This window comes from Acinetobacter sp. WC-141 (genome assembly GCF_000313935.1).
Taxonomy (GTDB): Bacteria; Pseudomonadota; Gammaproteobacteria; order Pseudomonadales; family Moraxellaceae; genus Acinetobacter.
This window is the reverse complement of sequence record NZ_AMSS01000032.1, coordinates 1-19,862: the sequence shown is the minus strand read 5'-3', so window position 1 is coordinate 19,862 and position 19,862 is coordinate 1. Positions and strand designations below refer to the sequence as shown.

At 37.3% G+C, this 19,862-nt stretch carries 19 protein-coding genes and 4 pseudogenes; 12 read left to right on the top strand and 11 right to left on the bottom strand.

What is annotated here, in order from left to right:
- Positions 1-711 (top strand): annotated as a pseudogene (locus tag ACINWC141_RS05080) (IS3-like element ISAba22 family transposase); the annotation flags it as partial.
- 42 nt (positions 712-753) lie between these two features.
- Here the strand turns inward: ACINWC141_RS05080 and ACINWC141_RS05075 are convergent.
- The 3 genes and pseudogenes from ACINWC141_RS05075 to ACINWC141_RS05065 form a co-directional block, all read right to left on the bottom strand.
- Positions 754-2,217: pseudogene (locus tag ACINWC141_RS05075) on the bottom strand (fimbria/pilus outer membrane usher protein); the annotation flags it as partial.
- A 56-nt stretch (positions 2,218-2,273) separates the two neighbouring features.
- On the bottom strand, positions 2,274-3,017 hold the full coding sequence (locus ACINWC141_RS05070; RefSeq protein ID WP_009388646.1) for a fimbrial biogenesis chaperone: 744 nt from the start codon (positions 3,015-3,017) through the stop codon (positions 2,274-2,276).
- Between the two features lie 67 nt (positions 3,018-3,084).
- On the bottom strand, positions 3,085-3,621 hold the full coding sequence (locus tag ACINWC141_RS05065) for a fimbrial protein (RefSeq protein WP_442891692.1): 537 nt from the start codon (positions 3,619-3,621) through the stop codon (positions 3,085-3,087).
- 444 nt (positions 3,622-4,065) lie between these two features.
- Between ACINWC141_RS05065 and ACINWC141_RS05060 the strand changes: the two genes are divergently transcribed.
- Entirely contained in the window at positions 4,066-4,416 is a 351-nt protein-coding gene (locus ACINWC141_RS05060) for a hypothetical protein (protein ID WP_009388660.1), read from the top strand.
- Between the two features lie 64 nt (positions 4,417-4,480).
- The gene (locus ACINWC141_RS05055; protein ID WP_009388656.1) at positions 4,481-4,693 is read left to right on the top strand and encodes a hypothetical protein; all 213 of its coding nucleotides are present in this window, start codon (positions 4,481-4,483) and stop codon (positions 4,691-4,693) included.
- A gap of 46 nt (positions 4,694-4,739) precedes the next feature.
- On the opposite strand, the gene bioB is transcribed toward ACINWC141_RS05055, so the two are convergent.
- On the bottom strand, positions 4,740-5,729 hold the full coding sequence (bioB, locus tag ACINWC141_RS05050; protein WP_009388629.1) for a biotin synthase BioB: 990 nt from the start codon (positions 5,727-5,729) through the stop codon (positions 4,740-4,742).
- Between the two features lie 87 nt (positions 5,730-5,816).
- The gene (gene queG, locus ACINWC141_RS05045; RefSeq protein WP_009388657.1) at positions 5,817-6,917 is read right to left on the bottom strand and encodes a tRNA epoxyqueuosine(34) reductase QueG; all 1,101 of its coding nucleotides are present in this window, start codon (positions 6,915-6,917) and stop codon (positions 5,817-5,819) included.
- Between the two features lie 26 nt (positions 6,918-6,943).
- Here queG and ACINWC141_RS05040 point away from each other — a divergent pair, with 26 nt between their 5' ends.
- On the top strand, positions 6,944-8,404 hold the full coding sequence (locus ACINWC141_RS05040; protein WP_009388625.1) for a bifunctional ADP-dependent NAD(P)H-hydrate dehydratase/NAD(P)H-hydrate epimerase: 1,461 nt from the start codon (positions 6,944-6,946) through the stop codon (positions 8,402-8,404).
- A gap of 4 nt (positions 8,405-8,408) precedes the next feature.
- On the opposite strand, the gene ruvC is transcribed toward ACINWC141_RS05040, so the two are convergent.
- The gene (gene ruvC, locus ACINWC141_RS05035) at positions 8,409-8,954 is read right to left on the bottom strand and encodes a crossover junction endodeoxyribonuclease RuvC (RefSeq protein ID WP_009388639.1); all 546 of its coding nucleotides are present in this window, start codon (positions 8,952-8,954) and stop codon (positions 8,409-8,411) included.
- A 239-nt stretch (positions 8,955-9,193) separates the two neighbouring features.
- On the opposite strand from ruvC, the gene ACINWC141_RS05030 reads away from it, so the two are divergent.
- Together ACINWC141_RS05030 and ACINWC141_RS05025 are read left to right on the top strand one after the other, a co-directional pair.
- Complete coding sequence (locus ACINWC141_RS05030) at positions 9,194-9,787, top strand: helix-turn-helix domain-containing protein (RefSeq protein WP_009388650.1); 594 nt, start codon at positions 9,194-9,196, stop codon at positions 9,785-9,787.
- The gene (locus ACINWC141_RS05025) at positions 9,784-10,329 is read left to right on the top strand and encodes a GNAT family N-acetyltransferase (RefSeq protein ID WP_009388627.1); all 546 of its coding nucleotides are present in this window, start codon (positions 9,784-9,786) and stop codon (positions 10,327-10,329) included. The genes ACINWC141_RS05030 and ACINWC141_RS05025 overlap by 4 nt, the downstream gene beginning before the upstream one ends.
- Before the next feature lie 65 nt (positions 10,330-10,394).
- Here the strand turns inward: ACINWC141_RS05025 and ACINWC141_RS05020 are convergent, their stop codons facing one another.
- The gene (locus ACINWC141_RS05020) at positions 10,395-11,216 is read right to left on the bottom strand and encodes an OXA-213 family carbapenem-hydrolyzing class D beta-lactamase OXA-1189 (RefSeq protein ID WP_009388658.1); all 822 of its coding nucleotides are present in this window, start codon (positions 11,214-11,216) and stop codon (positions 10,395-10,397) included.
- Positions 11,217-11,714: 498 nt separating this feature from the next.
- Here ACINWC141_RS05020 and ACINWC141_RS05015 point away from each other — a divergent pair, with 498 nt between their 5' ends.
- Positions 11,715-12,278: an FxsA family protein gene (locus tag ACINWC141_RS05015; protein WP_009388652.1), complete on the top strand. Its 564-nt coding sequence runs from the start codon at positions 11,715-11,717 to the stop codon at positions 12,276-12,278.
- Positions 12,279-12,340: 62 nt separating this feature from the next.
- On the opposite strand, the gene ACINWC141_RS05010 is transcribed toward ACINWC141_RS05015, so the two are convergent.
- Positions 12,341-12,538 carry a hypothetical protein gene (locus ACINWC141_RS05010; protein ID WP_009388633.1) on the bottom strand — a complete coding sequence of 66 codons (198 nt, stop codon included), beginning with the start codon at positions 12,536-12,538 and terminating at the stop codon, positions 12,341-12,343.
- 258 nt (positions 12,539-12,796) lie between these two features.
- On the opposite strand from ACINWC141_RS05010, the gene ACINWC141_RS20370 reads away from it, so the two are divergent.
- On the top strand, positions 12,797-13,051 hold the full coding sequence (locus ACINWC141_RS20370) for a hypothetical protein (RefSeq protein ID WP_009388653.1): 255 nt from the start codon (positions 12,797-12,799) through the stop codon (positions 13,049-13,051).
- 117 nt (positions 13,052-13,168) lie between these two features.
- Here ACINWC141_RS20370 and metK read toward each other — a convergent pair whose 3' ends face one another.
- Positions 13,169-14,335 (bottom strand): methionine adenosyltransferase, encoded by a 1,167-nt coding sequence (metK, locus tag ACINWC141_RS05000; RefSeq protein WP_009388655.1) that lies wholly within the window; start codon positions 14,333-14,335, stop codon positions 13,169-13,171.
- A 538-nt stretch (positions 14,336-14,873) separates the two neighbouring features.
- On the opposite strand from metK, the gene tkt reads away from it, so the two are divergent.
- On the top strand, positions 14,874-16,862 hold the full coding sequence (gene tkt / locus ACINWC141_RS04995; protein ID WP_009388637.1) for a transketolase: 1,989 nt from the start codon (positions 14,874-14,876) through the stop codon (positions 16,860-16,862).
- 52 nt (positions 16,863-16,914) lie between these two features.
- On the opposite strand, the gene ACINWC141_RS04990 is transcribed toward tkt, so the two are convergent.
- A complete protein-coding gene (locus ACINWC141_RS04990; protein ID WP_005304635.1) occupies positions 16,915-17,322 on the bottom strand; it encodes an OsmC family protein in 408 nt (135 codons plus the stop codon).
- 221 nt (positions 17,323-17,543) lie between these two features.
- Between ACINWC141_RS04990 and ACINWC141_RS04985 the strand changes: the two genes are divergently transcribed.
- On the top strand, positions 17,544-18,134 hold the full coding sequence (locus tag ACINWC141_RS04985; protein WP_005304638.1) for a YceI family protein: 591 nt from the start codon (positions 17,544-17,546) through the stop codon (positions 18,132-18,134).
- 45 nt (positions 18,135-18,179) lie between these two features.
- Here ACINWC141_RS04985 and ACINWC141_RS04980 read toward each other — a convergent pair whose 3' ends face one another.
- The gene (locus tag ACINWC141_RS04980) at positions 18,180-18,770 is read right to left on the bottom strand and encodes a lecithin retinol acyltransferase family protein (RefSeq protein ID WP_009388623.1); all 591 of its coding nucleotides are present in this window, start codon (positions 18,768-18,770) and stop codon (positions 18,180-18,182) included.
- A gap of 193 nt (positions 18,771-18,963) precedes the next feature.
- Here ACINWC141_RS04980 and ACINWC141_RS04975 point away from each other — a divergent pair.
- A pseudogene (locus ACINWC141_RS04975) lies at positions 18,964-19,242 on the top strand (phosphodiester glycosidase family protein); the annotation flags it as partial.
- A 65-nt stretch (positions 19,243-19,307) separates the two neighbouring features.
- A pseudogene (locus ACINWC141_RS19350) lies at positions 19,308-19,862 on the top strand (IS3-like element ISAba22 family transposase); the annotation flags it as partial.

The window sequence follows — 19,862 nt, the reverse complement described above, 5'->3', positions numbered from 1 at the left end:
GCCCATGAGGAGACAAAGCAGAGCTATGGTTATATTCGATTAACCAAATACTTACAAGCTCAGGGTATAAAAATGAGTATGTACGCTGTACGTCAGATAAAAGCGCTGAACCACCTGTATTGTAAGCGACACAAGCGTTTTAAAAGGACTACGAATAGTGACCATAATCGAGCGATCTATGAAAACCTGCTGGAGCAACAATTCTCAATGACTAGACCAAATCAAGCATGGTCAAGTGATATTACGTACATATGGACTGTTGAAGGATGGCTGTATTTAGCAGCGGTAAAAGACCTTTACACGAAGCAAGTGGTTGGCTATAGCTTAAATGAGCGCATGACAACACAGCTTGTTTGTAATGCGCTAAATATGGCTATTCACAATCAAAAACCAACCAAAGAACTGATTGTGCATTCAGACAGAGGAAGTCAATATTGCAGCCAGGAATATCGAAATATACTTGAGCAATATGGTTTTCAAGGTTCAATGAGCAAGCGCGGAGACTGTTACGATAATGCACCGATTGAAAGCTTTTGGGGAATACTGAAAAATGAGTTAGTGCATCATTACAACTATCAAACCAGAGAAGAAGCCAAAGCAGATATTATAAAATACATTGAGTTATTTTATAATCATCGAAGAATTCAAAAGGGTTTGGGTTTTAAGACACCAAATCAAATGGCCGAAGACTTTTATAAGTTGGCTGCCTAGAATCTCCCAAGGGAAAGTCTCCTGATAATTCAGCGTATATCATAAAATTGCATCACGCAATTTGAGGTAGTTTTCTGTTGAATAGCGATAAGTCGCTAATGTTAAATTAGTATTTGTTGGAGAAAATAATCTACTGTAACTTAAACGATAACTTTGCCCAGCCATTTTGGGCTGATGATTGAACTCAGTTTTTGACTGGGTGGCATCAAAAGAAATAGCACCAATGGGTGTTGAAAAAGCTGTACCTAGTAATAACGAGAAATACTGTTTGGTCGCTTGAACTGCACCGTAAGTGGTGAGGTAATTATTAATTCCTCGCTGATATTTGCTCTGTATTAGCCACGGATTTAGGCTCAGGTTTGAATCTCGAAACTGACCTAAAGTGAAAGAGTATCGACTCATTTGCGGACGTAGCATTTCGACGACAGAAGCATAGGGAATAGAGAATTTTTGAATGACTCCATTAGATTCAATTACTGAAACTTGTAGCTCACCTCCAAATCCGGTTGGGTAAAGATCATTGATTTCAAAGTTTCCGGGTGGTACGGTAGTCTGATAAATTAAATTACCTTGTTGTCTTACCTCGACTTTCGCATTGGTTTTTGCATAACCTCTCACTCTAGGGGCGTAACCGAGCATACTGTTTGGAAGCATTCGGTCATCACTTGAAATATTTACGCCGCGATACGGTAAAGAATCGATAAAATCACTATTAGTAAAATAATCTCCTAAAGTCACAACACCCCGAATTTTTGGAAATGCTTTTTGTATATATGTATTTGTGGAAGTATAAGAAGAATTATCAGATTGAAAATCAGTATGGTCTTGCCATTTCCATTGTCCATTATGGCGAAATTGCCAACTCGCTAAATTTGCTCCAAAATTAGCTCCCATAAAGGCATAAGTACTTTCATATTTTTCATTAACTATCCGATAAGCAGTTGCCTTATATGTCAAAAAAGCTGCATTAATACCTCTATCCCATAGATATGGATCGATATAGCCTTGTGCATTTTTTTCTAATACCGCTTGTGGTATAGAAATATCAATTCTTAAACGAGAGTTATCAAATAAATAAAAAGCATTATCTATCCAATAACCTAGTGCATCGCAAGAAAGAGAGGATGCATGAGAATGTTGGCTAAGCACATCAGCTTTTACGCCATATTCTAGTAACATGGCTTCTGTGAAACAGGTTTCGGCATTTGCGTTAGGAGTCTGAGCGTTAAAGCGCATACGTCTTTTTCCTAGCCATTGCCCGTTAATATAGACATCTAAGCTATATTCACCACGTAGTATTGGATTTCCATATTTGAAACGACCAATATCAATTTTTTGCGCATTACCTACTAAAAAATTACTATCAAACTCTGCTTTTGAGAAACCTGAAATATCAACATTATTCTCAGCATATACAGCCAAAGGCGTAAATACCGCCATACTTGAGGCCACATAACAAGTAAAAGGGCTTTTTAAACATATATAAGGTGTAAACCATTTAGACATAGTTTTAGAGCCTATTCATGATAGGTATTTAGGTTTTCTTAAATCATTCAGTAAGGTTAGAACTTTATTGGGTGCTCAACTCTTCCACCATAATCATTGATATATACAAAGCTCATATCTGCTAAATTTTTATTTTTTAGTTTTATTTTATCTTCTGAAAAAGGCGCAACCATTAAACCTTGTTGTAATAAGTCTGTTTTATGGCCTTCACTTCCTTGAAAAATAGAGCTAATAGTAAGAAAGAAGGGTGTCGGATTCTTCACTATTAGATATTGATCATTCATTTTCCATTGAACTTTCTCAGTGAGTTGATCAATATTTTCTTTTAGATTTATAGGGCGATAAAAAAATTTAATTCGTGAGCGAACAGCAAGCTGTAAAAAATTATTAGAAATAGAGGTGGTTTGGTTTTGTTGAGCTTTTCCTTCGGGTTTAGGGGGGATATCTAAAACATTAAGCCAAAAAATTGATTCTTGTTGCTGACTCAATTGGGAAGCATTAGGTAGAGCTGTAATTCTTAAAGTTTGGCCCTTAGATGCCTCTACACGTGAAATTGGTGGTGTAATAATGAAGGGCACATTTGCTTCATCAGGAGTCGACTTTGCATTTCCATTATCGATCCAAGCTTGAACAAGAGAGGGAGCTGTACCGTTATTACTCAGTTGTAATGTGATCTCACGTGCATTTGATGGGTAAATAACACGAGTTCCATGTAAAACAATTTCAGTATGACCTGTGGTAGATAGTGCTACCTGTAGGCAAACTAATCCCCAAAAAAACTTACGACCACGAAAAAGCATGAGTCATATTCTCAGTGATGAATAATAGAGAGGAGATAGCTTCTATTTAAAAATAGAAGCTCCAATTTTATTGATAAATAATGGTGTATTTTACTTGTGACGTTACCGTACCCGCAGTAGAAGCACCTGTAGCATAATATTCAGCGTAATAGTTCAGGTCAGCATCACCACCTGCCGAAACATTCACCCATTGTGAATTGGTCTGAGTTCCATTTGTGCTGGTAGCGAGTACAGGGATTACAGCGTTATTACTACCTAGCAACTGGATATTCACATTTGTTGCTCCGCCCGAGGTTGCTTGGTTTAATAAACGCCCAGTATTAAAATCAACGGTAGCACCCGGCTCAAAATAAGTTGCAACTTTGCCAGCAGAGGTACAGTTCGTTAAATTAATCTGAAATGGAGTACGACCGGCTACATCACCTGCATTTTTTAAGGTTTGAGATGAAACTGTAGGCAGATTGATTGTTAAATTTTTATCTCCAGTATCAATAGTACAAGTATTATCCGTGACAAGACCGTTAATAGTAATTGTGCCATCTGCCGCTTGTGCATTTGTTATATTTAAGAGAGAAACCGCCGCCATAAAAATAAATTTTTTCATAAAATCCCCAGAATAGCCTTTTAAAATAAAATCCATTACTTTTCAGCAAGTTTATTCTGCTTAAGTAAGGCGAAGGAAATATATCACTTTTCAACTAAAAAACAAGAAAAACATTATATTTATATATATTTTGATCAATAATTTTTATTAATGGATATTTAAAAATATATATTTTTATCATTTGGTAAAATATGTTGTTATTTATTATTTAAAATAAAATTAAAAAATGAGCAATATTTAAGTACTTGTATTTTATTGAATTAATTTATTTTTGAAATATTTAAGCTAGGAATGGTTTGTGGTTTTTATTTAACTTATTGTTTTTTATATAAAAATTATTTTTAATTTATCTTGTGAATATATTTATTTTTTAAGAATTTTTTAAGATTCAATTCCTACTGTTTTAGTTGTAATTCAATAAAAGATAATCTGGAGTTCCGTTCCATGAATAGTATGAAGTATAGCTATAAACCTAATTACTTTTTCTTTGCTCATAAACTAGTTTTGTTTTTAAAGGATTATCTGATTAAGCACCCAACGGAGCAGCAAACATCGTTTAACTTACAAACGATTTATGACATCTTTAGTCACGATCTTGCTTCGAGTACAACTAATCTTGAGGGTATCTTAAATATTGCAGATGAATATGTCTTTGAAACAGAAGAAGGGTTACTTCCACTGATCAGTAAGCATTCGGTTAATCTCAAGAATCATGTACTTTCTTTGGAATTTTCACCACAAGCCTTGTCAAGCTTATTGTCTGGTCGTTCTTTAGTGAATCCTAAAGCAGCGTAGTTTCTCTTTTAAGGTAGAGTCAACTCATATAAAATTCATAAAATTTATTTTTTAAGAGTAATTTATGAGTAAAGACTTTAAGGCTTTAACTTATATAGCGGATGATAATATAGCAGATACAGTAACTTGGCTCTTAAACCATCAGGATGTTTTCGATTCCTTTAATTTTGATGTATTGAGCCAAGAGTTGTCTGTAACGCATGCAGCAGGAAAAGATATTATTCGAGTGGGGACATTTCTTAATGCCACTTATGGAATTTTAGTTACTTCTGTTTAAATAAAAAGCCCTGAAAAATCAGGGCTTTTTATTTTTCTGTCTTACGTTATGCGCTCATAGCATTTACAGATAAGTCAGCAACTGTTGGTTTTGGTTTTTCTGCAGTTAAGCCAAGTTTATTAAACAATGCTTGGTCTTTACCTTCACCTGCATTTGGTGTGGTGAGTAATTTATCACCAGAGAATAATGAGTTTGCACCTGCCATAAATGCTAATGCTTGATCTGAATCACTTAATGACTCGCGACCAGCAGATAAACGAATATAGCTATGCGGCATAATAATGCGCGCAACTGCAATAGTGCGGATCCATTCAATTACATCAAGCTTTTCAACATCTGCTAACGGCGTCCCTTCAATTGGAACAAGCATGTTAATTGGCACAGATTCAGGATGAATTGGTAGGGTAGCTAATTCATGTAATAAACCAACACGGTCATCACGGCTTTCGCCTAATCCTACAATGCCGCCACTACAAACTTTCATGCCAGCTTGGCGAACATAATCTAGAGTATTTAAACGATCATCAAAAGTACGCGTGCTAATGATGTGAGAGTAGTATTCTCGAGATGTATCTAGGTTGTGATTGTAATAATCTAAACCAGCAACTTGTAGGCGCTCTGCTTGAGATTGGTTAAGCATACCTAAAGTCATACAGGTTTCCAAACCTAAAGCTTTTACTTCACGCACCATTTCTAAAACATAAGGCATATCGCGTTCATGCGGGTTACGCCAAGCTGCGCCCATACAAAAACGTGAAGAACCTGATTCTTTTGCAGCTTTAGCTTCGCTAATTACTTTTTCTACAGCAATACGTTTTTCTGCTTCTAATTTTGATTCGTAATGTGCGGATTGTGAGCAGTACTTGCAATCTTCAGGGCATTTACCCGTTTTAATAGATAAAAGGGTGCTGACCTGAATCGCGTTGGCAGTGAAGTGCTCACGATGTACTTGCTGAGCCTTGAAAACTAAATCCAAAAAGGGTTGTTCATATAAAGCTTGGATTTCTTCACGATTCCAATCATTACGTAGAGTCATTGTCATATCCATGATGATGGCATTAATTCACTACACATAATCATACAGAATTCGTATTAAAGCTATAGGGCAAAAAACATCATTTTTTTAATTTGATAGCTTAAGTTGGTTGAGTTGTTGTTCAATTGCCCAATCAATATGCACATTAACAACCTCATCATGCAAAACTTTGCCATTTTGTAGTTGAGCTACAATTTCCGTTGAGTAGGGTGCATTACCTAAACCAATGGCAATATTACGTTTAAATGACTGATAACCTGTCCGACGAATTGGACTGCCTTCCGTATTTGCCAAAAAAGTAGTTTCATCCCATTGCCAGATATCGAGTAGATTAATGTTGTCTAAGCCATGGCGAGGATTAAAATCGTTAATAGAAGCAGTTTTCGCAAAACTATTCCATGGGCAAATCAATTGACAATCATCACAACCAAAAATTCGATTACCAATACCAGCACGTAATTCTTCAGCAATAATTCCTTTATATTCGATGGTTAAATATGCAATACATCGCCTAGCATCCAGCATATAAGGTTCTACAATGGCTTGCGTAGGACAAATATCAATGCAAGCGCTACAAGAACCACAATGTGCTGTTGCAGGTTCATCAAAAGGTAAATCTAATGATGTAAATAGCTCGCCTAATACAAAAAAAGAACCTGACTTTTTGTGAATGAGCAGAGTATGTTTACCTGTCCACCCCATACCAGCGCTTTCAGCTAACGATTTTTCAAAAATAGGTGCTGAATCGGCAAAAGGACGTGATTCAAAATCACCCACTTTTTCACGAATTCGAGTGGCTAGGGTTTTCAATCTACCGCGCATCACCTTATGGTAGTCACGGCCACGTGCATAACGGGCGATGATAGCAGAGTTAGGTTCGAAAGGTACATATCGAGGTTTTGGCGACTCGACCAGATAGTTCATGCGAACGCAAATAATACTTTTTGTGCCTGGTACTAATAATGTAGGGTCGGCTCGTTTTTCTAGATTTTCTTCTAAATAGGTCATATCTGCATGATAGCCGCGTTCAAGATACTCTAAAAAACGAGGCATTTGCTCTTGAGCATCTGGTTTTGCAATGACACAATCAGCAAAACCCAAGTCTAATGCTTGAGCCTTGATCCATGCTTTTAATTCATGAAGATCAAGTTGTTGCACTGCAATGCGTGATGTATCAGAAGATGTCATAAACCAAAACGAAAGAGGATAATAATATGCAGACGGTAGTTTACCATAGCGATGATATTCAAGCATGGGAGCAACGCTGGTTTGCGGCGCAAAACTCATCATTAGGTTTAATGCAACAAGTAGCTTGGACAATTGCTCAACAACTTAATTCGATTTTTACCGAGCAGAAAATTAGGAATATTGCTGTTTGGTGTGGGCAGGGCAATAACGCAGGTGATGGTTATTTTATAGCAGCTTATTTGAAGCAAGCGGGTTGGAATGTTGAAATATTTGCGGCTGAAGTGGGGACTTCAGTAGATTTACATCAAGCCGTGCAATTTGCAAAAGATCAACTGGTACAGATTCATCAAAGTTTTGAACTTGCAAAGCATTTTGATTGTCATATTGATGCGCTGTTTGGTATTGGTTTAAATCGGGAGTTGAATGCAGACTGGCAACAAGTGATTCAGCAGTTTAACACTCAGACTGGCTTAAAAATCGCGATTGATCTTCCTAGTGGTTTAAATGCCAACACGGGACAGGCTTTACCATGTGCAATTCGAGCAGATCATACATTTACAGTTTTAGGACTTAAAGCTGGATTGTTTACAGGTCAAGGTAAAGAATATGCAGGAAAGCTTCATTTAATTGACTTAATTCCTGTAGACCAAGAGCTGAAACCGTTAGCTTATTTAACATCAAAAAATATTAAACTTCCCAAGCGTATGGCCTTTGGTCATAAAGGGAGTTATGGACATGTTTTGGTGGTGGGTGGACATGAACAAATGGGCGGTGCTGTAATTATGGCTGCCGAGGCTGCTTTTCATGCAGGAGCAGGTAAAGTTACAGTGGTTTGTCATCAAAAGCATCATCAGGCGATTTTGTCTCGTTCACCCAATATTATGCTTCGCGATATTAATAGCTTAGATGAAAACTCCATTAAAGATACTTTATCTCAGGTTGATGCAGTATGTTTTGGAATGGGGTTGGGACGCGATGATTGGGCAAAGCAAATCTACCAACAATGGTTTAATTGGTTAAATCAAAGTGAACATCTAGAAATTGTTTTAGATGCAGATGCGTTATGGTTTCTAGCAAGGCAACCGGAAAAATTGGGAGCAAATGTTTATGCGACACCTCATCCGGGAGAAGCTGCCACACTACTTGAGTGTTCCACTACTCAGATTGAGAATGATCGAATCTCTGCAATTTATGCCTTACAACAAAAATATGCAGGGCAGTGGGTGCTTAAAGGAGCAGGAAGTCTGATATTAGAAGATGATCTTTATATTTGTACGCAAGGTAATGCCGGTATGGGAACCGGAGGGATGGGAGATGTGCTAGCAGGAATGATTGCAAGTCTAAAAGCACAACTCCATAAGGCAATTGCATTACATGAAATTGTTAGCCTGCATGCTCAGGCTGGCGACCAACTTGCCAAGCAGGGTATGCGTGGTTTACAGGCTTTTGAGATGAATCAGGTCATTACTCAAGTAGTGAACTTATAAAGCTTTAACGTCTACGACTGCTAGAGCGGCTGCGTCCACGAGCCATTCCACCTAAAGCATTAAGGACAGAAAGTTTACTCATGCTTCCAGATGCATGCGCATGGCAAATTGCTGCTGCTAGTGCATCTGCCGCATCTGCTTGAGGCTTAATGGTCAGGTTAAGTAATCGCATGACCATCATTTGTACTTGTTCTTTATCCGCGGCTCCATAACCTACAACGGATTGTTTAATTTGGCGCGCAGTATATTCTGCAACTTGTAAGTCTAAATTGACCAAAGCGGCTATCGCTGCACCACGAGCTTGTCCAAGTTTTAGGGCTGAATCGGGGTTTTGAGCCATAAATACTTGCTCAACGGCAGCTTCCGTTGGACCATGAAATTTAACAATACGTTCAATACCCGCAAAGATTCGTTTTAAGCGTTCGGGCATTTCTGTGGTTTCTGTTCTGATAGTACCGGCATCGACAAAACGTAGTTTGCTACCATCTTTTTCAATGATTCCATAACCTGTTAAGCGTGAACCAGGGTCAATCCCAATAATCAAAGACATGCGAAGGCTTACATAAATAATTTAAAGGTATTGTTACATACCAAAATATGATCTGCATAAGTTATTTAAGCAAGTTACTTATGAATGGTTATTTTTCGTTTTTTAATTAGATTCTAGTTGGATTACTACGAAGAATAGGTTTCAAGATTTCTAAAAAATATAAAAATTTTTAATAATTGACAATATTCTAGTTTAGTGGAATATTTGTCTATAATTTTGGAAGTTAAGTTTGTGGGTGTATGGACGATATTAATATTCGCATCGCACAACAAGTACGTGAACTACGTTTAGCCCGTGGGTATACCCTCGATGTTCTTGCTACACGATGCCAGGTAAGTCGCTCTGCAATTTCTTTAATTGAAAGAGGTGAGGCGAGCCCAACCGCAGTTGTTCTTGAAAAACTAGCAAATGGTTTAGATGTACCTTTGATTCAACTATTCGCTAACCAACAAGATAATCAAACACCTCAGCCCATCGTTCGACGTAGTCAACAATCAGAATGGAAAGACCCAGAAACAGGCTATATTCGCCGTCAGGTTTCACCACCAAATTGGAAATCACCATTTCAGATCGTTGAAATTGAGTTTCCAGCTCAGTCACGAATTACTTATGAAATTAGTGAAACCTCAAAAGTAGTACAACAGCAACTTTGGGTAGTTGAAGGGGAAATTGATATTCAATTAGGTGAATCTTCTTATGCTTTAAGCACAGGAGATTGCTTGGCAATGCAACTCAACCAGCCTGTTATATACAGCAATAATTCATCTCAAGTCGCTCGCTATATTTTAGTCGTCTCTAATCAACTTGTATCTGCCGTTAAGGAATCTTTATGATCTATTCCCTCAATTCTAATTTTCGTTTAATTGATTGTAATGAAGCAGAACATTCGGTGGCTATATTAGAGATTCTGAATGAGGCAATTATCAATTCAACCGCTCTATATGACTATTTACCACGCTCAGAAGAGTCGATGAAAAATTGGTTCTCAGTTAAAAGACAAAATGGTTTTCCCGTGATTGGCATTGTTGATGAGACAGACAAATTATTGGGTTTTGCGAGCTGGGGTACTTTTAGGGCTTTTCCTGCCTATAAATATACTGTTGAACATAGCATTTATATTCATCATGATCATCGTGGTAGTGGGCTAAGCAAAATTTTAATGCAAGAGTTGATTAAACGTGCTCAAGAAGCCGAGCTACACGTGTTGATTGGTTGTATTGATGCGACCAATCAGGCCAGTATAGGTTTACATGAAAAGATGGGTTTTGTTCATGCAGGTACTTTTAAACAAGTTGGTTTTAAGTTTGGACAATGGCTCGATGCTGCTTTTTATCAGTTAAATTTAAATACGCCGTTACATCCAATTGATGGCTAATACCTTAAGTTCACCTTTAACATTAAAGAAATAGCCCAGTCTATGATTGGGCTATAGAGCTCGACTTATAAGATACCCAGTTGTTCTAAACTTTTATAAGCAATCTCTTTGCGAATAGAGCTAGGTGTTCCTTTTTTCATTTCTAAATTAAGTGAGAATGCCACAATTTCTCCTTGAGGTTGAACAACCCAGCCAGTTAACCAACCAACTTGTGGTTCAACATCCAATCCCCAACCACTTTTTGCATAAATTTTATTTCCATTTTTTTCCTCTATAAACATCATTGATTGAACTTGTTCTTGTACATTTTTGCTAAATGGCAGGGTTTTATGAGCCAATTGATAAGCAAACTGGGCTTCTTGTTCAGGTGTGATTTTTAGTGGGCCAACAAGCCAAAAATTATCTACTTTTGAACCGATGTTAGCATTACCGAAACCAATTCGTTTCACCTCTTTAGACATAAGATCTAGACCAATTCGTCTCGCTAATTCTTGATAGACTGGAATAGCCGAAGCTTTCATCGCATCGCCTAGTGTCATGTCTTTTTCCCAATCAGGAAATAAGCGTTTTTGTCCATCCCATTTAAACACTTCAGTTGTAGTTGCCTTATGATGCTCAAGTCCAATTAAAGCATTTAACATTTTAAAGGTAGAAGCGGGAACATATTCAGTAGATGCTCTCTTAAGATCATTACCATACACTTCTTCAGCTTTTTCTCGCTTAATCACCAAAACACCCGTGGTCTGTGCCTGATCAAACAGTGATTTAATTTCTTCTGAATTTTTATTGGCGGGAATAAAATGTGTTTGAGGTTGTTCTACCGTGTGGGAAGAACAGGCTGATAAAAATACGGTACCAATTGCAAAGAAAAGCGCTTTTTTATACATAAGTCTGACTAAGTTTAGTTTGAAATACTCTTAATTAATTTAACTTGAATAAATCTGGCTTTAGATAGGTAAAATGTAAGCTAACTAGGAAGGTCTACAGATGGGTATTACTTTTAAACCCTTCTAAAAATAAAGCATAAACAAAGAAATGCTTCTAATCTTGCTTGGCGGATAAGACTTTATTTGGCTAGCGATACTCCTTTTTTGAAGGGGTTTTCACTTAAATAAAGTAAAAAAATTCAAATCTGATTAAAGTGGCACTTGATAAAGTCGATACAGCACTCATTAATAAGAAAGCATGTTTGTTTTTATCGAGTTAAAATCAAATGTACTCTAGTATTGCAGACTCTTAGAGAGGCGATAGTTTTTGTTAATTCTTTGATATTAGACAAAACGATCAAAGCTAAGAGGAATGCCTAATCTTTATGTGTAACTTAGATAAGGTTAGGTCAAATAAAACTGCAATGAATTTTCTTTTTGAGATAGATAAAGTTTTACATGAATTTACTTCTTATTGTAGTTCTGGGTGCGATTGTTGAAATTGCCGTATGGATTGGCGTAGCACAGTTCATCAGTGGCTGGTATGTGTTCTTTTGGTTCATTATTGCTTTCTTTATTGGTTTTGGGCTTATTCGCAGAAGTACGGCGGGTATTATGCCTCAATTACAGCAAATGCAGATAACAGGCCAGCTAGGTAGTGACCCAACAGTAACTAAAAAACTTGCTTATGCGTTCGCAGGTTTCTTATTAATGTTACCAGGTCTTGTATCTGATGTTTTGGCTGTTTTAATTTTGATTCCTGGTGTTCAAACCGCATTTCGTAATCTAGCGATGAGAACTCTTGCAAAACGTCAACAAGCTATGATGAATAAAATGATGGGTGGCATGGGTGGTAATGCTGCGGGACAAAACCCATTTGCTGATTTAATGCGTCAAATGCAAGATATGCAGAATCAGCAGGGTGGCGGTCAAGGCCAATACCATGATTCAAACATTATTGACGGTGAAGCGCGAGACGTTACCCCAGACCACAAAAAAATAGAGCATAAAAATAAAGATTAAATTAATAAGTGTGCTATGAAAAAGCTTAAACCCATAAAGTTTAAGCTTTTTTCATGTTTAAATTATTCTTTATTCTGGCAAACCGAAGTAGTGGAATCAATATCTTCCATTTCTAATTTAGTTTCTTCTTGAGGTTTTGGCTGCGGTTGATATTTGTTCGAAGGTAGAGAGGTTTGCTTGTTTTCAGATTGTTGATAACCTCGACTTCGGTTGGCTCTTTCGCGAAAGCCACCCTTATTAATGAGCTGTGTATGTGACATGCATTTGCCTAGAATGGGAGATTATTCATTTATTTTAACAAATTCGGCAAAATATCAAAATAAGAAAAATAGTGCCAAAAAAATAATAATTAACTTATCTTTTTGTATTTTAATAATATTTTTAAATTGACTCAATTGTTCATTCAGATTGAATTATCTTTTCATTTCACATAGGATAAATATAAAGGATGTATAAATTAAAAATGTAGCAAACCTATTAAAACAACAACGGTTGAAATGAGGGAAGGAGGGTTACCTATGCTATATCAATACCATTGTGCGTGTTGCGACAAAGTCGTGGCATCAACTGATAAATCATGTCCATATTGTGGTTCGCAACATATTCGAAGCCCATATGGTTTATGGATGTTTTGTGTGATGGCTTGTTTAGCGGTTGTCGTCGTATTTAAAGTTGTCCATATTTATGTCCAGAACCATCAAGATACTCCAATGCAGTCAACATTACTTGATGTGCTAAATCAGGATGATAAACGACAAGACAATAAATTTTGATCAGAACTGCAAGTGATATGGCTTCAAGGATAGTTGCTAGAAGAGTAAACCCTACTTATTATGAAATTTGAACTATAAAAAAGCCCGCTCATTGGCGGGCTTTTTTACGACATTATATTAGAGGCCAGCAGCATCTTTAAGAGCTTCAACTTTATCAGTTTTTTCCCATGTAAATGCAGAGTCTGATCCTTCACGACCAAAATGACCATAAGCCGCAGTTTGTTTATACATTGGTTGAATAAGATCCAACATACGAGTAATACCAAACGGTCTTAAATCGAAATGATCACGTACAAGCTGAATAATCAACTCATCAGAAACTTTTGCTGTACCAAAGGTATTAATTGAAATTGAAGTAGGTTCTGCTACACCAATTGCATAACTCACCTGAATTTCACATTTGTCAGCAAGACCAGCCGCTACAATATTTTTTGCAACATAACGGCCCGCATATGCAGCAGAACGGTCAACTTTAGATGGATCTTTTCCAGAGAAAGCACCACCGCCGTGACGAGCCATACCACCGTATGTATCAACAATAATTTTACGGCCTGTTAAACCACAGTCACCTACAGGGCCGCCAATAACGAACATACCCGTTGGGTTAATATGGAATTTAGTCGCAGCGTGGAACATTTCAGCAGGAATGATCGGTTTGATAATCTCTTCAATAACAGCTTCTTTAAGCTGGCTTTGAGTAATTTCAGGATCATGTTGAGTAGACAAAACAACTGCATCTAGACGTACAGGTTTGCCATTTTCATATGCAAAAGTAACTTGGCTTTTTGCATCTGGGCGTAACCATGGAAGTGCGCCTGAGCGACGAAGTTCAGCCTGACGTTCCATTAAACGGTGAGCATAAGAAATCGGGGCAGGCATTAACACGTCTGTTTCACGACTTGCATAACCAAACATTAAACCTTGGTCGCCGGCACCTTGATCTTCAGGCTTTTGACGGTCTACACCTTGTGCAATTTCTGGTGATTGTTTACCAATCATATTGATTACAGCACATGTTGATCCATCAAAGCCAAGATCAGAGTGGTGATATCCAATACCGTTAACGGTATTACGAACAACAGCTTCAACATCAATATTAGCAGTCGTTGTTACTTCACCAGCAAGTACAACAGCGCCTGTTTTTACCAGTGTTTCACAAGCAACACGTGCGTATGGGTCTTCTTTTAAGATTGCATCCAAAATAGCGTCGCTAATTTGGTCGGCCATTTTATCGGGATGACCTTCGCTTACAGATTCCGAGGTAAAAACAGCGTACTCGCGCATGAAAGTCCTATCTTGGTTATTTCAAAAGACATAATATGTTACATCGACTTGAGCTTGAGGACCAGTTCATAGTGACCAAAAAGCATGAATTTGTTTCATTTATACTGTGTTTTAATTGATAAGTGTATTAGTAAAATTGATATAAACAGTGTTTATTTAAAGTATTGGTATTTTAATAATGTTTTTTTAGTGTGATTTTTAGACATATGACTTAACAAAAAAATTATATGTGTTAAGTCGGATTTTAAAGAAAAGAAACATGATCGGCCTAGATAGAAATTTCAAAATATTTTGTCTATATATCAAAGTCTAATAAAATTACCTGCTCGCATATTGGAATAGTATTTATGAAAATGAGCACTGTTTTGTATAACTTAAAGGTTCAAATGTTTTTTGTGTAACCAAGAAACGGTTAAAAATAAAGAAATATAGCGTGTTGGGGTTTACCCTCAGCCTTTTTTTTAAGACAATATAGCGGCATTGAATTGTTATTCATCTTCTTCTTTTCATCAATCTATTAAAATTGGATTCTGATCTTATGACGACCCCTTTAAACGAACGTCGTATTGCAAATGCAATTCGTGTATTGGCAATGGATGCTGTGCAACAGGCAAACTCAGGGCATCCTGGTGCTCCAATGGGGATGGCAGATATTGCTGACGTCGTCTGGCGCGAGTTTTTAAATCACAACCCAACTAACCCACAATGGGCAAACCGCGACCGTTTCGTTTTATCAAACGGCCATGGTTCAATGTTGCAATATGCTTTGCTTCATTTAACAGGTTATGATCTTTCAATTGAAGATTTAAAACAGTTCCGTCAATTACATTCAAAAACTCCTGGTCACCCTGAATATGGTTATGCACCAGGTATCGAAACAACGACTGGTCCTTTAGGTCAAGGTATTGCAAACGCTGTTGGTTTTGCATTAGCAGAAAAGACTTTGGCTGCTCAGTTCAATAAAGATGATTTAAAAGTAGTTGATCACTTTACTTATTGTTTCTTGGGCGATGGCTGTTTAATGGAAGGTATTTCTCACGAAGTATGTTCTTTAGCAGGTACTTTACAGCTTGGTAAATTGATTGCTTATTATGATGACAATGGCATTTCAATTGATGGTGAAGTAGAAGGCTGGTTCAGCGATGATACAGAAGAGCGTTTTAAAGCCTATGGTTGGCAAGTTCTTCGTGTAGATGGACATGATGCTGATGCGATTCGTCAAGCAACAGTCGAAGCAAAAGCTGAAACTCAAAAACCAACCATTATTATGTGTAAAACCATTATTGGTTTAGGTTCACCAAATAAGCAAGGTAAAGAAGACTGTCATGGTGCGCCATTAGGTAAAGACGAGATTACTTTAACTCGTGAAGCATTAGGCTGGAAAGAAGAAGCATTTGTTATTCCTGCTGATGTATATGCTGCATGGGATGCGAAAGCAAAAGGTTCTGAATCTGAAGCAGCTTGGAATGCGGTATTTGCACAGTATCAAGCAAAATATCCAACTGAAGCAGCTGAGTTACTTCGTCGTATTAGCGGTGACTTACCAGCAGAGTTTGCAGCGCAAGCAGATGCTTTCATTCGTGAAACAAATGCGAAAGGTGAAACCATCGCAACACGTAAAGCGAGCCAAAATACATTACAAGCATTTGGTCCTTTATTGCCTGAATTACTAGGTGGTTCTGCTGACTTAGCTGGTTCTAACTTAACGCTTTGGAAAGGTTGCCAAGGCATTCAAGAAAACCCAGCTGGTAACTACGTATATTATGGCGTACGTGAATTCGGTATGACTGCAATTGCCAATGGCGTTGCATTGCATGGCGGTTTTGTTCCATACGTTGCTACATTCTTAATGTTTATGGAATATGCGCGTAATGCAGTACGTATGTCTGCATTGATGAAACAACGTGTAATTCATGTTTATACACATGACTCAATTGGTTTAGGTGAAGATGGTCCAACTCATCAACCAATTGAACAAATTGCTTCTTTGCGTGGTACGCCTAACCTAAATACATGGCGTCCTGCTGATACTGTAGAAACTGCTACTGCATGGAAATCTGCTTTAGAGCGTAAAGATGGTCCTACAGCACTTATTTTCTCTCGTCAAAACTTACCATTCCAAACACGTTCTGAAGAACAAATTCAAAATGTTGCAAAAGGTGGTTACGTTCTTGCTCAAGAAAAAGGCGAATTAAAAGCAATTATTATTGCAACTGGTTCGGAAGTTTCTTTAGCAATGGAAGCTTATGCTCAACTTGACGGTGTACGTGTAGTTTCTATGCCATGTGCAGAAGAATTTATGAAACAAGATGCTGCATATCGTGAAGCTGTATTACCAGCTCAAATCCGTGCACGTGTTGCAGTAGAAGCTGCTCATGTTGACTACTGGTGGAAGTTTGTTGGTCTTGATGGCAAAGTGATTGGTATGACTACTTATGGTGAGTCTGCACCAGCAAAAGACTTGTTCCAATTCTTTGGTATTACAACTGAAGCTGTTGTTGCAGCGGTAAAAGAATTAACTGCTTAATTGAAGTAGTGTAAAAAAGCGCTCTATCTAGAGCGCTTTTTTATTTGAGAAGTTAAATGCTAAGTTCAGTCTGAATATTGATTTGAGAAGTGAGTAACTTATGAATAGGGCAGTTTTCAGCAACTTTTAATAAGCGCTTGTGTTGGTCTTCCGTGAATTCACCTTTGAGTGTGATTTTGCGTTCAATATTATTTTGGCCTTTCTCTGGTTCACCATTTGGATTTAATGCTAAGTCCACTTGAACATGATCAATCTTAATTCCTTTAAGATTCGCATACATCTCTAATGTGATGGTAGTGCAAGCACCTAAAGCAGAGAGCAAGATTTGAACTGGGTTTGGTGCAGTATCTTGCCCACCTTTATCAGTTGGTTCATCTGCAAACCATTGATGTCCCGAAGGGTCGGTAAGAGTTACTCGATATGGAGTTGAAGTACTTTGTGCTTGAGCAGTATTAGCCATGTTTTACCTTATTATTAATCAATTAAATCTAAGTAAAAATGAAATGATTTAGAAATTTCAGAAGCAACGTAATGGGTGCTGAATAACCTATAATATTGGTTTTTAATAACAACTGTAACGCTTTTATTGTTGCATGGATGAAACATATCGTTTTATAAAGAATGGTGAATTAAATTACTTGATGTATACACTAACGACTATATCAATAAAGGATACGAAAAATGCATCTTAAAACATTAAGCTTCGGTTTGGCAGTGGCATTGGCTAGTTCAGTTACTTTAGCTGCACCAGTCGACTACAAAATTGATCCAACACATACAGCTACTGTTTTCTCGTGGAATCACTTTGGTTTCTCTACGCCAAGCGCTAACTTCTCGGATATCCAAGGTGTAATTAAAGTTGATAATGCTAAACCAGCAAACTCATCTGTTAATGTAACTATTCCTTTAAGCAGCGTAAATACAAACGTTCCTGCTTTGGATAAAGAGTTCCAAGAAGAAGCTTGGTTTAATGCAGCTAAATATCCAAACATCACTTTTAAAAGTACTAAAGTTGAAACTAAAGACAAAAAGCACTTTAAAATTACTGGTGACTTAACTGTTAAAGGTGTAACTAAGCCTGTTGTACTTGATGCTGTTTTAAATAAGCAAGGCGAACACCCAATGGCAAAAGTTCCAGCGATTGGTTTCAATGCTACAACTTCATTCAAACGCTCGGACTTTGGTCTAGGTAACTACGTTCCAAATGTAGGTGATAAAATCACTGTAAACATTACGACTGAAGCAACTGTTGCTAATGCAGCTAAAAAATAAGCTATAAGTTTTCTCAAAAGCCCTCAAATATGAGGGCTTTTTTATTTAGATTGGTTCTTTTTTATCTGGATCTATAAATACTAAAGGTACGGAAGGGTCAATGTTCCTTTTTTCAGACTTTTCTCTTAAAAATTGATAAGTAGGGACCTTCATTTTTGCCTGATCACGTAATTTCTTTTTAATATAAAGAACAAGAGCAAAACATGTTGTTGCAACAGTAAGCATCATACCATTCATATAGCTCATGATTGAACTGACATAACCGATGGTAGTTAATCGGTGCATCATACGCTCAACTTGAGTGCTGCTTTCAATGCCAGTAATTGCCCAACTACATAAATGTTCACAGTTATTAATAATCAAATGGTAGTGATTTTCATGCATACGTGAACGCATCCGACGTACAACAGCTTTTCCTTTATAGCGTGGTGTGTCATAAGAGCGAACGTGAATTTTTTTGCCATGCGAGAATGCATCTATTGAGGTAATTTCAATCGGCCGTTTTTTAATGAAATGTGCTAAGCCAGAATAATGGATAACGCGACCTCTCCCAGCATATATACCATGATGGCTATAGCCGAGATGCTTTACGATGAGGTGAGCCCCTAAAGGGTAGCGTTTATTCGGTTGCTGCATGCTTACGCTGATCCAATAAAGTGTAAATGGCTTTTATTGAAAAGCTGCTAAACATTATAACCAATATCAGCAATTTGGAGTGTATTGATTACGTCGAATGAATGAGTTTGATGCATATCCAATCTATTCATATTTCTTATATATAATTTAGTGACTTAATATGAAGGAAAAATGTCATGTCAGGTGATGTTAAATGAAATGGTTGATGTGGTGCTTAACGATATATGGGCTTTTGATACAGTCTGTTTATGCTATAGAACACCAGCAAGTGAAGACAGCAGAAGGTGATGATTATGATGTGGTTTCAATTAGCGATTTAAAACAATTACGCTTATTTTTAAGGAATCCTCATAATCAACAGTACTATAAAAGCTTTAACAATATTCAAGAACATTTAAAGCAATGTGAGCGCCTTTCTTTCGCAATGAATGCGGGGATGTTCCATCCGGGATTTTCTCCAGTAGGGCTGTATGATGTGTGCTGAAAAAACAGGAGGTTTTAACTTGGTAAACTAAACACACTCATCAGGAGTTTACCATGAGCAAGAAACACAAGACTTACACCACAGAATTTAAAGCTGAAGCCATCAAATTAATTGAAGCCAATCAAGGCAATGTCTCGGAAACAGCCAGACAACTTAGCATTTCAATGCAAACTCTTTCAAATTGGAATACCAAAGCAAAGGCTGGAACTTTAGCAGGTACAAAACAGTATTCACCTGATCTAAACGCTCTACTCGAAGAAAATAAAAAACTCAAACAACAGCTCAAAATAGCTGAAATGGAACGTGAATTTTTAAAAAAGGCAGCAGCGTACTTTGCCAAAGAAAGTCAGTAAGGTACGCCTATATGAAACAAAAAAGATATTCTTTTCCAATTACCTTAATGGCTCGATTACTTCATGTTTCAGTTTCATGTTTTTATGATTGGCTCAAGAGAGGCGTGAGCAAAAGAACGATTCAACGAAATCAACAGACGATATTGGTGAAAATAGCCCATGAGGAGACAAAGCAGAGCTATGGTTATATTCGATTAACCAAATACTTACAAGCTCAGGGTATAAAAATGAGTATGTACGCTGTACGTCAGATAA

Coding starts and splice junctions, on each gene's coding strand:
- ACINWC141_RS05025 (WP_009388627.1), top strand. CDS start 9,784: ATGATCTATTCCCTCAATTCTAATTTTCGTTTAATTGATTGTAATGAA.
- ACINWC141_RS05015 (WP_009388652.1), top strand. CDS start 11,715: ATGAATTTACTTCTTATTGTAGTTCTGGGTGCGATTGTTGAAATTGCC.
- ruvC (WP_009388639.1), bottom strand. CDS start 8,954: ATGTCTTTGATTATTGGGATTGACCCTGGTTCACGCTTAACAGGTTAT.
- ACINWC141_RS05020 (WP_009388658.1), bottom strand. CDS start 11,216: ATGTATAAAAAAGCGCTTTTCTTTGCAATTGGTACCGTATTTTTATCA.
- tkt (WP_009388637.1), top strand. CDS start 14,874: ATGACGACCCCTTTAAACGAACGTCGTATTGCAAATGCAATTCGTGTA.
- bioB (WP_009388629.1), bottom strand. CDS start 5,729: ATGACTCTACGTAATGATTGGAATCGTGAAGAAATCCAAGCTTTATAT.
- metK (WP_009388655.1), bottom strand. CDS start 14,335: ATGCGCGAGTACGCTGTTTTTACCTCGGAATCTGTAAGCGAAGGTCAT.
- ACINWC141_RS05055 (WP_009388656.1), top strand. CDS start 4,481: ATGAGTAAAGACTTTAAGGCTTTAACTTATATAGCGGATGATAATATA.
- ACINWC141_RS04980 (WP_009388623.1), bottom strand. CDS start 18,770: ATGCAGCAACCGAATAAACGCTACCCTTTAGGGGCTCACCTCATCGTA.
- ACINWC141_RS05010 (WP_009388633.1), bottom strand. CDS start 12,538: ATGTCACATACACAGCTCATTAATAAGGGTGGCTTTCGCGAAAGAGCC.
- ACINWC141_RS05060 (WP_009388660.1), top strand. CDS start 4,066: ATGAATAGTATGAAGTATAGCTATAAACCTAATTACTTTTTCTTTGCT.
- ACINWC141_RS04985 (WP_005304638.1), top strand. CDS start 17,544: ATGCATCTTAAAACATTAAGCTTCGGTTTGGCAGTGGCATTGGCTAGT.
- ACINWC141_RS05070 (WP_009388646.1), bottom strand. CDS start 3,017: ATGCTTTTTCGTGGTCGTAAGTTTTTTTGGGGATTAGTTTGCCTACAG.
- ACINWC141_RS20370 (WP_009388653.1), top strand. CDS start 12,797: ATGCTATATCAATACCATTGTGCGTGTTGCGACAAAGTCGTGGCATCA.
- ACINWC141_RS04990 (WP_005304635.1), bottom strand. CDS start 17,322: ATGGCTAATACTGCTCAAGCACAAAGTACTTCAACTCCATATCGAGTA.
- ACINWC141_RS05030 (WP_009388650.1), top strand. CDS start 9,194: ATGGACGATATTAATATTCGCATCGCACAACAAGTACGTGAACTACGT.
- ACINWC141_RS05065 (WP_442891692.1), bottom strand. CDS start 3,621: ATGAAAAAATTTATTTTTATGGCGGCGGTTTCTCTCTTAAATATAACA.
- queG (WP_009388657.1), bottom strand. CDS start 6,917: ATGACATCTTCTGATACATCACGCATTGCAGTGCAACAACTTGATCTT.
- ACINWC141_RS05040 (WP_009388625.1), top strand. CDS start 6,944: ATGCAGACGGTAGTTTACCATAGCGATGATATTCAAGCATGGGAGCAA.